At 69.8% G+C, this 12,789-nt stretch carries 17 protein-coding genes; 14 read left to right on the top strand and 3 right to left on the bottom strand.

Features of this window, described 5'->3' with window-relative positions:
* On the bottom strand, window positions 1–744 hold the full coding sequence (locus tag AB0A69_RS26140; protein ID WP_361426752.1) for a hypothetical protein: 744 nt from the start codon (window positions 742–744) through the stop codon (window positions 1–3).
* Window positions 741–1,319, bottom strand: coding sequence for a TetR-like C-terminal domain-containing protein (locus tag AB0A69_RS26135; protein ID WP_361426749.1), 579 nt, complete (start codon window positions 1,317–1,319; stop codon window positions 741–743). Before AB0A69_RS26135 ends, AB0A69_RS26140 begins: the two co-directional genes overlap by 4 nt.
* Window positions 1,320–1,404: 85 nt before the next feature.
* Between AB0A69_RS26135 and AB0A69_RS26130 the strand changes: the two genes are divergently transcribed.
* From AB0A69_RS26130 to AB0A69_RS26090, 9 genes are all read left to right on the top strand, one after another.
* Window positions 1,405–2,298: a DUF4437 domain-containing protein gene (locus AB0A69_RS26130; protein WP_361426746.1), complete on the top strand. Its 894-nt coding sequence runs from the start codon at window positions 1,405–1,407 to the stop codon at window positions 2,296–2,298.
* Between the two features lie 172 nt (window positions 2,299–2,470).
* Entirely contained in the window at window positions 2,471–2,845 is a 375-nt protein-coding gene (locus AB0A69_RS26125) for a hypothetical protein (RefSeq protein WP_361426743.1), read from the top strand.
* A gap of 11 nt (window positions 2,846–2,856) precedes the next feature.
* Window positions 2,857–4,440 (top strand): peptidoglycan-binding protein, encoded by a 1,584-nt coding sequence (locus tag AB0A69_RS26120; RefSeq protein ID WP_361426740.1) that lies wholly within the window; start codon window positions 2,857–2,859, stop codon window positions 4,438–4,440.
* 106 nt (window positions 4,441–4,546) lie between these two features.
* Window positions 4,547–4,921 carry a protease inhibitor I42 family protein gene (locus tag AB0A69_RS26115; protein WP_361426737.1) on the top strand — a complete coding sequence of 125 codons (375 nt, stop codon included), beginning with the start codon at window positions 4,547–4,549 and terminating at the stop codon, window positions 4,919–4,921.
* A gap of 46 nt (window positions 4,922–4,967) precedes the next feature.
* On the top strand, window positions 4,968–5,384 hold the full coding sequence (locus AB0A69_RS26110) for a hypothetical protein (protein WP_361426734.1): 417 nt from the start codon (window positions 4,968–4,970) through the stop codon (window positions 5,382–5,384).
* 171 nt (window positions 5,385–5,555) lie between these two features.
* A complete protein-coding gene (locus AB0A69_RS26105; protein ID WP_361426731.1) occupies window positions 5,556–6,953 on the top strand; it encodes a DEAD/DEAH box helicase in 1,398 nt (465 codons plus the stop codon).
* Between the two features lie 96 nt (window positions 6,954–7,049).
* Window positions 7,050–7,292, top strand: coding sequence for a DUF5302 domain-containing protein (locus AB0A69_RS26100; protein WP_361426728.1), 243 nt, complete (start codon window positions 7,050–7,052; stop codon window positions 7,290–7,292).
* Between the two features lie 720 nt (window positions 7,293–8,012).
* Window positions 8,013–8,375: a hypothetical protein gene (locus tag AB0A69_RS26095; protein ID WP_361426725.1), complete on the top strand. Its 363-nt coding sequence runs from the start codon at window positions 8,013–8,015 to the stop codon at window positions 8,373–8,375.
* Window positions 8,372–9,031: a nucleotidyl transferase AbiEii/AbiGii toxin family protein gene (locus AB0A69_RS26090; protein ID WP_361426722.1), complete on the top strand. Its 660-nt coding sequence runs from the start codon at window positions 8,372–8,374 to the stop codon at window positions 9,029–9,031. The genes AB0A69_RS26095 and AB0A69_RS26090 overlap by 4 nt, the downstream gene beginning before the upstream one ends.
* A 150-nt stretch (window positions 9,032–9,181) precedes the next feature.
* Here the strand turns inward: AB0A69_RS26090 and AB0A69_RS26085 are convergent, their stop codons facing one another.
* Window positions 9,182–9,544, bottom strand: a complete 363-nt coding sequence (locus AB0A69_RS26085) for a hypothetical protein (RefSeq protein ID WP_361426719.1) — start codon at window positions 9,542–9,544, stop codon at window positions 9,182–9,184.
* Between the two features lie 419 nt (window positions 9,545–9,963).
* Here AB0A69_RS26085 and AB0A69_RS26080 point away from each other — a divergent pair, with 419 nt between their 5' ends.
* The 5 genes from AB0A69_RS26080 (at window position 9,964) to AB0A69_RS26060 (ending at window position 12,523) form a co-directional block, all read left to right on the top strand.
* Complete coding sequence (locus AB0A69_RS26080) at window positions 9,964–10,152, top strand: hypothetical protein (protein WP_361426716.1); 189 nt, start codon at window positions 9,964–9,966, stop codon at window positions 10,150–10,152.
* Window positions 10,153–10,589: 437 nt separating this feature from the next.
* Entirely contained in the window at window positions 10,590–10,946 is a 357-nt protein-coding gene (locus AB0A69_RS26075; protein WP_361426713.1) for a hypothetical protein, read from the top strand.
* 198 nt (window positions 10,947–11,144) lie between these two features.
* Window positions 11,145–11,354 (top strand): hypothetical protein, encoded by a 210-nt coding sequence (locus tag AB0A69_RS26070; protein WP_361426710.1) that lies wholly within the window; start codon window positions 11,145–11,147, stop codon window positions 11,352–11,354.
* Window positions 11,355–11,700: 346 nt separating this feature from the next.
* Entirely contained in the window at window positions 11,701–12,018 is a 318-nt protein-coding gene (locus tag AB0A69_RS26065) for a helix-turn-helix transcriptional regulator (RefSeq protein WP_361426707.1), read from the top strand.
* Window positions 12,005–12,523 carry an ImmA/IrrE family metallo-endopeptidase gene (locus tag AB0A69_RS26060; RefSeq protein ID WP_361426704.1) on the top strand — a complete coding sequence of 173 codons (519 nt, stop codon included), beginning with the start codon at window positions 12,005–12,007 and terminating at the stop codon, window positions 12,521–12,523. The genes AB0A69_RS26065 and AB0A69_RS26060 overlap by 14 nt, the downstream gene beginning before the upstream one ends.
* The last annotated feature ends 266 nt before the right edge of the window (window positions 12,524–12,789 follow it).

Genomic DNA, 12,789 nt, shown 5'->3' with positions numbered 1-12,789 from the left:
TCAGTGCTCACGCAGCAGCGAGCCGGCCCCGTCCACGCGGTCCTCGATGCCGTGCTCGCGCAGCGCGTGCCACAGCGTCGCGCTGTTGATGGCGATCACCGGCTTGCCGAGCTCGGCTTCGAGCGCGTCGGCGAGCGCCACGAACGACAGGTTGGTGCCGACCTGCACGACGGCGTCGACGTCCGGCCCGTCCAACTCGTCCACCACGCGCCGCAGCCGCTCGTCCGGTACGCGCGCGATGTCCATCGCGGTCGGGCAGCGCAGGCCGGTCACGGCGGTCACGTCGAACCCGGCCTCGGTGAAGAACCGGCCCACCTCCCGGTCCGCCACCGGCTGGTACGGCGAGAACACCGCGATCCGGCGGCAGCCCAGCTCCCGCAGGGCCGCCCGGCACGCACTCGCCCCCGTCGTCACGGGCAGGCCCGTACGGTCGCGCAGCCGCCGCTCGAACGCCGCGTTGCCCTCGACCCCGCCCCAGAACGTCTCGGCCGACATCCCCATGACCATCCGGTCCGGCTCGGCTGTCAGCACGTCCCGTACCGCGGTGTCGATGGACGCCCTGATCTGGACCAGCAGCGCCTGGAAACCGCGGTCGTCGCCCATCACCGGGTCGGGGATGTACATCGACCCGGCGCGATACGCGACGCCGTGGACGCCCGCGGTCCAGTAGTCGTGCTCGACCACGGTGTTGGTGCTGGGGACGACCACTCCGAAGACGGCGCGCGGTCCGACGGCGTTGGTCACCGGTCCGCCCTCCCTTCCGAGCGCACCAGCTTCGCGAGCACCTCGTCCACCGTCCGGTGCGCCCTGGTCCGCCCGGTGGGCCGGTCGAGGAGCAGGGCCTCCACCAGCAGCGGCGACGCGATCGCCGCCACGGCGTCCTCGCGCTCCCGCCGGGCGACCCCGGCGGCGCGCAGCGCGTCGTGGAACGGGGCCAGCAGGTCGCCGACGTACCGGCGCCGCAGCCCGGCCGTCGCCGGGTCGAGGGACGCCGCGGCGATCAGAGCTTGCAGGAACCCCCCGACGGGCTTGTCGCGCAGCCGGTTGCACAGCAGGTCCACCTCGGCGTGCAGATCGGCGGCTAGGTCGCCCGTCGACTCGCGCGGGGGCAGCGGAGCGACGTCGATGAGCGCCGCCAGCACGGCGTACGGAGTCGGCCAGTGCCGGTAGACGGTCGAACGGGACACCCCCGTCACGGTGTGCAGGCGCTGCGGCGTGAGCGCCGCGGCCCCCTCGGCGAGGAGCAGCTCCAGGGCGGCGGTCAGCACGACCGTCGTGGTGTCGTCGGTGGGCCCCGCGGGCCGGCCGGGTCGCGTCATGAGATTAACGATACACATTGCACCGGGTATTGATAAGCAGTACGTTCTGCATCGGAAACCTCAGTGAGCCACCGGAGGAGGACCCATGCGCCCACACGTGGAGCTCGTCGACGAGCGCGACCTGATCTGGCACCCCGCCGAGTTCCAGCACGCGACGGGCACCGCCGAACAGCTCAACCTCAGCTACGACGAGGAGGACGGCTCGGCGTCCCTCAAGGTCCGTTTCACCGGCGACTGGTCGCGGCCCGCCGGCGTCCACCACGCGGACACGGAGTGGTACGTCCTCGCGGGCGAGGTCACGATCGGCGACTCGACCCTCGGCCCCGAGGGCTACTGGACCGCGCCCGCCGGCGTCCTCACGCCCCCGGTCCGGGCCGTCGCCGGCACCGAGATCCTCCTCTTCCGCGAGTACGGCGACTGGCGCTTCGACCTCGCCGACCGCGATCGGCCGGGCGTGCGCGAGGACCAGAGGCTCGTCGTCCTCCGGACCTCCGACATGCCGTGGATCGACGTCAGGGACGGCAGCCCCATGCGCTTCGACCTCGGCGGCACCCCCGTGCCGGGCCTGTACATCAAGCTGCTGCACCGCGACGAGAAGACCGGCTTCTACACCCGTCTCATCAAGGCCAAGCCGGGCTGGCGCGAGGAACCCCTGGCGCACCACCCGTGCAGCGAGGAGGCGTACTGCCTGGACGGCGCCTTCGAGTACAACTACGGCAAGATGTGGCCCGGCACCTACTTCTGGCGTCCGCCGCTGATCCGCCACGGCGACTTCACGGCCGACGCGGAGAAGGGCTGCACGTGGCTCGTCCGCTCCGACAGCGACCTCGTCGACTGGTACACCGACGACGCGCGCGTGGTCATGACCGGAGAGGCGCTCAACTGGGGCCCCGACCACCCCGACACCGCGCCGCCCCGCTTCGTCGAGCCCGTGCGCTCCCGCAGCATCGGCCCGTGGGAGGACCCCTCGCGGCAGTGACGTCGCCCATCCGGCCACCACCCCCGATGACGGCCACGCCGGACCGGATACCGGGCGTGCCGTGGGCGTGTTGTGGAGGGGGTGTGTGGGGCGAACGTCGTGTAATCGTTCGTATGTACGGTGCGTGTTAGCCTGCCCGCGATCATGATCGTATGCACACGGGGGAGGCACGGTGGTCTCTGACGGCTACCAGGTCAAGGCGGGTATGACCGGCCAGGCCCAGCAACTCGACGACGCCGGTACGGAGATGGACGCCGTCAGCGCGGCCGTCAAGCCGCGCACGATCTACTCGTACGGCAACGTCGGCGGCGAAGACGCCGCGTCGGCGCTGAACGCCTTCGTCAAGGCGTGGGAAGCGGAGGCCAAGACGGTGGCGGCCGCGCTGCACGAGCTCGGCGCCAAGGTCCAGTTGGCCAAGAAGACCTACCGCGGCACCGACGGCCTGGTGCAGACGCGGGTGGACGGCGTCCCCGCCGGCGGCACGAGCGGCCTCACCGACACATCGACACAGGGCGAGCGGCGTTCCTCGGCCCTCTCGAGCTACTGAGGGGCGGACCGGTGTCCTTCTTCTCCTCCCCTTTCGACTCCCCGTCCTTCCGCCTCGACTGGCTCGCCGGGCTGTCCAAGAAGATGCTCGGTGTCGAAAGCAAGAACGAGCTCCTCGACCTGATCGACAACGCCCTCTCGGTGCCCGAACCGGGCGGCGACCGGGCCCTGCTGGAGGGCGTGGCGAGGCTCTACCGCAGCCAGGTCGACCCGGTGGGCACCGTCTTCGACAGGGTCGATCGGGTGGGACGCAAGGGCCTCCCGGAGGTGTGGGTCGGTGACACGAGCGTCCTCGCCTCCGACGCGGTGAACGCCACCGGGCGGTCCGTGACCCAGATGAGCGAGGCGTTCAACGGCTGCGCCACGACCCTGCTGACGCTGGCCGACGCGATCGACGAAGCGCAGCGCAAGGACCAGGAGGGCCGCGGACAACTGCTGGAGCAGAAGAAGATGCTCGGCGGCAGGGACGGCTTCTTCGACGACCTGCACGAGGACGACGAGGAGGAGTGGGACCGTCTGAACGCCGCCCACTTCGGCTCCTACGCGGTCGACATGATGCACGCCGCCGTCTCCCAGGCGCAGGAGGCCTGCCGCAACGCGGCCCGGGACCTGAACAAGTGGGCCGCCGAAGCGCGGGCCGGCAAGATGGGGACCAGCGAACTCACCGCCGTCGACAAGATCATGCTCGCCGACACCGGCGTCGCGGGCGCCCACACCGAGCTCAACGAGATCCTCACGCCCAGCGACCTGGCGCGCGCGTCGACCCGGATGGACCAGCTGAGCCTGGACGACGCGACGGCCATGGACCGGATGCTGGCGAAGTCGAACAGTCCGGAGGAACGGGCCTACCTGATGAAGGCCCTGGCCGCCGGGCACAGCGTCACCGAGATCGGGAAGTTCCAGGACAAGATCCACGGCAAGGACCCCGAGTGGATGCGCCGGCACCTCTCTCCGGTGGTCACCGGCGCGGACAGCATGAAGGACAGGGGCCTGGAGTCGGACGGCTCGAACGTCAACAAGGAGCAGGTGACGTTCAACGGCCAGGGGTGGATCCAGGGCGGCGACGGTTCCGAGGGCACCTGCGTGGCCTCGTCGACCGTCACGTCCCGCGCCATGGTCGACCCGGTGTACGCGCTCCAGCTCACCGGCGGCCCCGACGGGCAGCAGGACGACCCCGTCGCCTTCAGGCAGCGCCTCGTGGCCGAACAGCACCGCCTGCACACCGAGGGCGAAGGCGGCGAGAAGTGGACCGGCATGGGCCCCGAGGGGCAGGAGCGGATCAACGACACCCACGTCGGCAGTGCCACCGGCACCGACTATCAGCGCCAGGACCTGAACAGCGCCGCCGACCGCCGGGCGGTCCTCACCGAGGTCGAGAAGTCGGTGGCCGAGGGGCGGCCGGTGCCGGTCGACGTCTCGGGCAAGGACGGTGCCCACGCCATGACCATCATCGCCCAGGAGGGTGACATGCTGCAGGTGTACAACCCCTGGGGCACGACCACCTGGGTCAGCGAGGACGACTTCATCAACGGCAACATGGGCAAGGCTTCCAGCAGTGATCTCCCCAACGCGTACAGTGTCTACCTTCCGCGCTAGCCGGGGCGGTGCCGCGAGCGCGGCGGCCGCGCTCCTCGCTCTCGCCACGGGCTGCGGCCCGGCCACCGACGACCCCGGCGGCTCCCCCCGTACCGTGAGCCACCCGGTGGAAGACACCAGCATCAGCGCCAAGCCGGGTGAGCGCTTCACGCTCACCGTCCACGAGAACGTCTCCACCCGCGAGTACTGGTACCTGGTCGACCCCCTGCCCGACAGCTCGGTGCTCGTCAGCAGCGACCAGGAGTACGTGTCGGACTCCGGCGACGAGGCCGGTGGCGGCGGCCGGCTCACCTTCACCTTCGAGGCGAAGGGCAAGGGCACCACGCACTTCACGCTGCTGCACTGCACCTTCACCACCTGCAAGGGCAACACCTCCAGCCTGCCCCCCGGGGCGACCGGACCCTTCGCCACCCCGACCGCGGGGACGGCCACCCCCTCCCCGGCGCCCGAGCGCATCACCTACACCGTCACCGTCGACTGAGCCGCGGCGGCCCAGCCGGACGCGACGAGACACCCGAGGTCCCACCATGAACGACCCGTATCCACCGGAGCTCACGGACGACGAGCTGGCCGAGCTCGACCTCACCGTCCTGCTGCGTTATGGCCTCACCGCCGAGCCCGGCCCCCGCCGCACCGCCCTGTTCGGCGACGGCGCCGCGGCCGCAGCCGTCCTCCTCGACCGCCTCGCCACCGAGCCCCGCTCGGTCGCCTTCCTCGCCGACACCGTCCGCGCCGGCGGCCTCACCCACGCCGTGGAGCTCCCCGAGCCCCTGCCCCGCCCGGAGGCGGCCGCCCTCGTACGCGAGTGGCTGCGCGCCGGCACCGAGATCGCGGGCGGAACCACCGCCGACGACACCGCGGCCACCTGGCTGCGCGCCGTCGCGACCCTCATCGAAGTGAAGCGGCTGAACCGGGCGCGGGGCCGGAGCACGGGGTCCGCGTAGCCGCGCGACCAGCCACCTCCCGCAGGATCCGGGGAAGAGCGGGAAATGTGTTAGTGTCATGCGTTTGCGTGGTCGTCGCGGTGGGCGATCTCCCTGTTCGGTTCCGCTGGTGCCCGGGCCCTTGATCCCCGCCGGGCCTTCCTCGGTACGTTCCCCTGCGGAAGGCTGTCCATGAAGCATCCCGGCGACTCCGGCACCCCCCACGGCGATGCCGCCCGGTCCCAGGTCACGCCCCCGGCCGCCTCCTTCGCCGGCCTGCCGGTGGAGGTACTGCGGACGCTGAACGAACTCGGGGTGCGCGAACCCTTTCCGATCCAGGCCGCCACCCTGCCCGATGCCCTGAAGGGACGCGATGTCCTGGGGCGCGGCCGCACCGGATCGGGCAAGACGCTCGCCTTCGGCCTGCCGCTGCTGACGCGTACGGCCGGGCGGCGCGCCGAACCCAAGCAGCCCCTCGCCCTGATCCTCGTACCCACCCGGGAACTGGCCCAGCAGGTCACCCAGGCGCTGGCGCCGTACGCCGAGGCGCTGGGGCTGCGGACGGCCACGGTCGTCGGCGGCGTCTCGATCGGCCGGCAGGTCGCCGCCCTGCGCCAGGGCGCGGAGGTGGTCGTCGCCACCCCCGGACGCCTGCACGACCTGATCGAGCGCAACGCCTGCCGCCTGGGGCGGGTGAGGATCACCGTGCTGGACGAGGCCGACCAGATGTGCGACCTGGGATTCCTGCCGCAGGTCGTCGACCTGCTCGACCAGGTACACCCCGACGGTCAGCGGATGCTGTTCTCGGCCACCCTGGACGGCGACGTCGACCAGCTGGTCCACCGCTACCTCCACGACCCCGTCGTCCACTCGGTCGACCCCTCCGCGGGCGCGGTCTCGACGATGGAACACCACGTCCTGGTCGTCCACGGCCCCGACCGCTACGCCGTCACCACGGAGATCGCCGCCCGTGACGGCCGCGTCCTGATGTTCCTCGACACCAAGCACGCCGTCGACCAGCTCACCCGGCACCTGCGGGCCGGCGGGGTGCACGCCGGGGCCCTGCACAGCGGCAAGTCCCAGCCGCAGCGCACACGGACCCTGGCACAGTTCAAGAACGGCCAGATCACCGTCCTGGTGGCGACCAACGTCGCGGCCCGTGGCCTGCACGTCGACGACCTCGACCTCGTGGTCAACGTCGACCCGCCCACCGACCCCAAGGACTACGTGCACCGGGCCGGCCGCACCGCCCGCGCCGGTGAGTCCGGCAGGGTCATCACACTCGTGCTGTCGGGCCAGCGCCGCGAGACGAGCCGCGTGATGGCCGAGGCCGGCATCGAGCCGACCGTCACCAAGGTGCGCTCGGGCGAGGCCGAACTGAGCCGGATCACCGGCGCCAAGGCTCCCTCCGGCATCCCGCTCGACGGCGGGCCCGCCGTCCCCCGCCCCAAGAACGGCAACGCTCCCTTCCGCGGCCTCGGCACCAGCAAGGACCCCTCCCGCGGCGCCGGCGGCAAGTCCCGCAAGGCCGGCGAGGCCCGCAAGCTGGCCGAGGCCCGCAAGGCGGCCCTCGTGCGGCGCAACGGCTGAGAGCCGTTGGACTTTCTCCGATGATGCTGCCGGCGCTTCCACTGCGCTCGGCATGACAAGCTGTGCTTGCCCACCCCCGAACCCCAGGAGGTCACCATGACCGCAGAGCCCGTTACTACGGAAGGTTCGGAGCCGGCCGCCCCCGAGACGTCCCCTCTGGCGCCGGACAGCGACGGCACGTACGACCTCAAGCGCAAGTTCCGTGAAGCCCTCGCGCGCAAGCGCGGCGCACAGACGGACGCGGCCGACGTCGCCGCCAACCGGGATGCGTCGAAGGTGCGCGCGGCGCACGGCCCCGCCGCGAGCCAGCGGTCCTTCAGGCGCAAGAGCGGCGGCTGAGCCGACCGGTCCCGGGCTCCAGCCGCTGCGCCGGCACCCCGAGCGCTACCCACTCGCGCTCCCGGTGCGGTGGCCCGCCACGCGCACGCCTGCTTGACCAGCTAGGACGTCATCTCATTTGGTTTCAGTGGCTTGATGGCCCCGCTCAGGTCAGCAAGCGGTCAGCATCGGGCGCGGGAGCGTCCCAGCTTGCTGACCAGGTGGCCGTCATGACGGCGACCTGGACTCAGGTGCCTAGCTCCCGCTTGGGACGCTCGCTGCGTTACTCGACAGCTCGTCCGCGGCATGGGTTCTGAGCGACTGGGCTGCCTTCGAGGCCGAAGCGGCGTGCCTTGTGGATGCCGCCTGTCCCTCCGGCCGCTACCGCGACCTCGCCCGCCCTGGTGTCCTTCTCGTTCAATGCGCCGGTGCCATGAGCCTCGGCTTCGGCAACGTCGTCCTTTCCGACGCCGAGACCGAAGCCCCAGCCGACTCCACTGCGGCGGCCCTCCGCGTAACCTGCGGCGTCATGATCACCCGCGCCCGTGAGCGGGGCTGGTCCCGGGTCTGCAGGGCAGCCGGTTGCCGCGCCACCTAGGGGCCTGCACAGGTAGGCGATGATGCGCTAGGCGCCCACTGGGCGAGATGGCCGAGGGAAGGGCGGGCGCCCGCCCGACGTACGTGCGACAGGGGACCCCCGTATCCGCCATTCCGCCGCCTCCCAGCAGCGATACTGGATGCATGGACACGACGACCACCGCGCCCCGCGCCGAGGTGCTGCGGGACCGCTACCGCAGCCGACTGCCCGAGCGCTTGCAGGAGCTGGCCGGCCCCATCGAGGGCAACGTGGACCTGCCGCTCCACATCGTCTGGTCCGGGCGGACGAGCTACAGCCTTGACCGTCCGAAGTCCTGCATGACGCTCTACCGGACCGTCCTCGCCGAAGGACTGCGCGAGGACCTGGTGACCCTCCTGCACTACCGGCTGCTCGCCGAGCAGTGGCCCGTGCTGCGGCGCTTGATCAGTCCCTACATCCGCGAGGTCTGGGAGGACGCCTTCCCCGAGCTGCTTCGCACCGCTCCGGCCGACACGACCGCCGCGTGAAGCTCACTCCGCTCCACGAGCGTCTCCTCGCCGACATCCTCGACCTCGGCTCCCCCTACCCTCTGGTCCTCACCGGCGGATACGCCGTGCAGGCCCACGGCCTGGTCGAACGCTTCAGTCGTGACCTCGACGTCGCCACCGAGAACCCCGCTCCGATGCAGGAGATCGTCGCCTCACTCACAGCCGGCCTCAGCGCGCGCGGATGGCGGATCACGCACGTCCAGACCGATCCGCTCAGCGGCCGGTTTCTCGTCACCGATCCGGACACCGGCGAGGAGTGTGAGGTCGATGTCCTCAAGGAGGCGTTCTGGGCTCCGCCTGCCCAGACCCCCTACGGCCCCGTTCTTTCCCTCGACGACGTGATCGGCACCAAGGTCCGTGCCCTCGCCGACCGCGGCACCGTCCGCGACCTCATCGACGTCCAGGCTGCCTCCCGCCACCGCTCCACCGCCGACCTCGAATCCCTGGGCCGCCGCCGCGCCCCCGACGAGTTCAGCCTCGAAGACCTCCGGGACCGGCTGATCGGCGCTGACTGGTACGAGGATGAGGACTACACCGCATACGGGCTCACCTCCCGGCAGATCGAAGAACTCAAGGCGTGGGCGCTGGAGTGGGCGGAGGATCTGGGTGCGCGGATCCATGACGAGAACGCTTGAGAGGCGGTCATCGCGTCCATCCCCTCTACCGCCGTTGCAACAAGAGGATGCGGTGTAGCCGGCAGGTTCCAACCCCGAGCCGTCCACGGTGGGGGGTGGCTGCCCTGCACGACGGATGTGCATGGCAGCCGAGCGATACCCGCAGTGGACTCACGGCGAAACCGGGCTGCGGTAACGGTCAAACACTGCATCCCGCTCCCACTCCCATGTCCAGTCCGGGTCTCGACGGTGGAATTCGGTAACGGCCAGCTCGAAGAATTGGTCGGAAGGCTTCCGGCTGGATCCATTGACTACCAGTGCTGACAGCATCGGCTCGGGACCGGTGCTGTCCCGGCGGCAGACGTCTGCCAGCAGAAGCGACATCATCCGGCCGTGGTAGTGCACCCGGTGCTCCGGTGCCACGGCCTCGCTCAGCGCCTTGTAGGTGTCGGTCCGGCCCTCTCGGGCCCACCCCTTCAGAATCACTACCATGGCGTCCCGGGCAGCCATGTAGTCCGCATCTCCATACTTCATGTGAGCCCCCTCCAGTCGACTGGAGCGACACGGTATCGAGACGGGGCGGTGCCGAGGTTGGATCTGAGAAGTTGCCCGCGCGCCGCCTCGGAGACGGGGGAGCGGGGACGTCCACCGCGACGTCCGGCTCGCCCTTCGAATGTTGGTGCCGCCTCGTACGATCGCCGCTGATCAGCCCGCAGTAACCGAGGGGGTGTGATGGACGAGATCCGTTCCTCCAGTGGCGCCGTAGGTTCGCCCGAGCCGCTGACGACCTCGCCAGTGACCTCGAACGCGGGCAGTGGCCCGAGCCCACCTGCACGGCCGAGGAGCTTGTTCTTCATCTCGCCATTCGTGACGCGGCCGACCGCGAGGTTGAAGACGATGCTGCTGGTGACCACGGGAAGCTGCCCAGCCACCGTGACGACTACGACTTCGGCATGTGCTCCGAAGTGTTCGTCCAGGACACCGACGTGCTGATGCTCTACAGCGCTCGCCTCGACGGGATCGAGGACCCGGACGGCGAGACGAATCAGCACATGAGCATCGGCGATCTCCGTGCCGCAGCCTGGTTCGAAGCGTTCCTGAACGTCCAAGCGCGAGACCCCCACCGCGGATTCCGCGGCTGACTTGCGGGCAGTACCGCAGCCGAGCCTGACCGAGGCCGCCCCGGGTCTTGGGCTTGAACGGATGGTTCATCGACGGCCCGACAGCTCGCCCGCGGCATGGGGTCCCCCTTCAAGGACTGCGGCTGTGCGAAGCTCACCCGCTGCCCCACCCGTTTCCGGGACGCGCTCGGCAAGCAGCGCGACGAGTCTTGATACGCCACGCAGGACGATGCGTTCGAACGCCTCACGCAGCTTTACGCGGAGAAGAAGACCACGACGCTGTCGGTGGCGGCGGCCCGTCGGAAACTTGGGCAGCTGACGGTCGAGAAGTACGCCAAGCAGTGGCGCCTCCGCCAGCGCAGGATGACGGACTATTTCACCGGCTGGCACGTCGACAGCTCGATCAACGTGCACATCGTCCCGCGCCTGGGATCACGGAGCTGAGCTCGGTCACGCCGATGGTGGTGGAGCGGTTCCTGGACGAGATGGAGAGCGACATGGTCGGTCGGGGAAACCAGGTGAGCATATTCCGGGTCCTCAAGACGATTCTTCAGGACGCGTACGCCAAGGGGGCCATGGCGTCGCTGCTGTTCTTCGGCATGTTCGTGATCATGCTGTACGTGGCGACCGAGCGGACCAGGGAGCCGGCGGCGCTCTCCGCCGACCAGGTGGACGACTACGGGCTGAACCCGAATACGTCCGGAGCAGGTGGCCATTCCGTCGCTCGCCTACGTGAAGAAGGCGCTAACGGTCGCCGACGAGGACTTGGCGCTGGAGATTGTCAAGATGGTGGGGTGCGGCCTGCGCAACGGTGAGGCGCGGGCGGTGAACGTCAACAACGTGGTGGCGCAGGACGTGTACCGGGTGCGTGAGCAGATCCATTCCAACACGCTGAAGCCGGCGAAGCTGAAGCACCGCAAGGTGGGCAGTTCCGGGAGGTGCCTTAGCCGCGATCGGTCCGCGAGGCGATCGAGCGGTGCGAAAAGAAGCACGGCACCACGAAGGACGGCTACTTGCTGCGGGGCCTGGGCGGCTACTTCACCAAACGCGGGCACAAGTCCATCGAGGAGATGTACCGGACCTACCGGCACCTGATGCCGGGCAGCATCACCAAGGCCGCCCGGATCCTGGACGCCAGCCTCTGGGAAGCAGCTCGATTTCCGGATTCGAGGGAACAGCAGGTTCTTCGTCCGCTGGTGGTACAGCGGGGGTGCCCCTGCTGACCTGGCAAGACGGCAGCCGGTGTGGCCTCCTGGCGTGAGCTGGTCCAGGAATGGTCCGGATCTTGGCGCGCGCTGGCCATCGCAGGGCCAACCCGGCGGGATAGAAATGCGCGGGCGCGCCGCATGGCTGTACCCCTGCCCCGGTAGGCGATCGACAGTGCTCCTGTCACCGCAGGCACTGTGCGCCTTCTGTCGAGTGACGGCATCTCGCCATGCCGAGGCAAACCTTCCGGTCCGGCGGCCAGGTGAAGCAGGCCGGTCCGGTCAGCGTGTCACCGCCCAGGGCTGGTCGGGTGCAGGGCAGGGAACTAGGTTGTCAGTGAGACTGGCAGCGCTTGGGGGATATGTGGACGAGCGGGAGTTCAACGAGACCGTTGCCCGGCTGATCCGTGAGGCGCGGATGCGTGCCGGGGTGACGCAGGAGTACGTAGGGCGTCAGGCGGGGCTGACGCGCGGTTCGATCACGAACATCGAGTCCGGAACCCAGTCCCCGCCTCTTTACCGGCTTGCCTTGATTGCCGCAGCGGTCAACGCGGACCCTGCGGACCTGCTTCCCTCGCTCCACTTGGACGAAGCGTCCGGACTTGCCGCGCGGCATGCCGCCGATGTTGCCGCGGTGTGGGCGCAGGCCTCGAAGAGGAGGGGTGTCCGTGGCGAAGGCTGACCTGGCGGCCCGCGGGCTGCTGCGGGAATTCCGGATCGACGCCCCGCCGGTCGATCCCTTCGCCCTGGCCAAGCACCTCGGCGTCCTGGTCGTCCCGCAGCACATGGACGACGACGTCTCTGGCATGCTCCTGCGTAAGGACGGAGCCTGCGTCATCGGCGTCAACCAGGCGCACTCCTTCGAACGGCGGCGCTTCACGGTGGCGCACGAACTGGGGCACCTGCGCCTGCACGAAGGACGCCCGCTTATTCTGGACACCGACGCGCGCGTGAACTACCGCAACGCGGTCTCGAGCATGGCCACGGACCGCGAGGAGATCGACGCTAACCGATTCGCCGCGGCGCTGCTGGCCCCGAAGGACATGGTCCGCCGGGCGGCACAGCACATCAGCTTCCGCACGACGGACGACCTCGTGCGGGTCCTGGCCAAGCGTTTCCAGGTGAGTGAGATGGCCATGACCTACCGTCTGATGAACCTCGGTATCGTTTCCGGCCCCGCTCACTGACACTACCTGGACCCGGCCGCCGGCCCGACCCTCTGCCGCGCGCTGCGCGTTCCTGGCGCCGCCCTGCCACGCCCGCTTGGGAGCCGTGCCCCCTCTTGCCTCTCCCGCCCCAGTTTGCCAAAGGCTGAGGGGAGGAGCCGAACCAGCCACTGTCTGGCCCGCACTGAAGAGATGTCAGCCAGATTGACCTTCAAAAAACGTCTTGCGTGAGTGTCGCTGCGTGTGGTGCACTTGTTACCGCAGAGAGTGACTGGTCTCTGTGCACA

The organism is Streptomyces sp. NPDC045431 (assembly GCF_040646655.1).
GTDB lineage: Bacteria > Actinomycetota > Actinomycetes > Streptomycetales > Streptomycetaceae > Streptomyces.
The sequence above is the reverse complement of the archived record's forward strand: the minus strand, read 5'-3'. Positions and strand labels throughout refer to the sequence as shown.

Coding starts and splice junctions, on each gene's coding strand:
- AB0A69_RS26135 (WP_361426749.1), bottom strand. CDS start 1,319: ATGACGCGACCCGGCCGGCCCGCGGGGCCCACCGACGACACCACGACG.
- AB0A69_RS26130 (WP_361426746.1), top strand. CDS start 1,405: ATGCGCCCACACGTGGAGCTCGTCGACGAGCGCGACCTGATCTGGCAC.
- AB0A69_RS26110 (WP_361426734.1), top strand. CDS start 4,968: ATGAACGACCCGTATCCACCGGAGCTCACGGACGACGAGCTGGCCGAG.
- AB0A69_RS26105 (WP_361426731.1), top strand. CDS start 5,556: ATGAAGCATCCCGGCGACTCCGGCACCCCCCACGGCGATGCCGCCCGG.
- AB0A69_RS26100 (WP_361426728.1), top strand. CDS start 7,050: ATGACCGCAGAGCCCGTTACTACGGAAGGTTCGGAGCCGGCCGCCCCC.
- AB0A69_RS26095 (WP_361426725.1), top strand. CDS start 8,013: ATGGACACGACGACCACCGCGCCCCGCGCCGAGGTGCTGCGGGACCGC.
- AB0A69_RS26085 (WP_361426719.1), bottom strand. CDS start 9,544: ATGAAGTATGGAGATGCGGACTACATGGCTGCCCGGGACGCCATGGTA.
- AB0A69_RS26080 (WP_361426716.1), top strand. CDS start 9,964: ATGTGCTCCGAAGTGTTCGTCCAGGACACCGACGTGCTGATGCTCTAC.
- AB0A69_RS26075 (WP_361426713.1), top strand. CDS start 10,590: ATGGTGGTGGAGCGGTTCCTGGACGAGATGGAGAGCGACATGGTCGGT.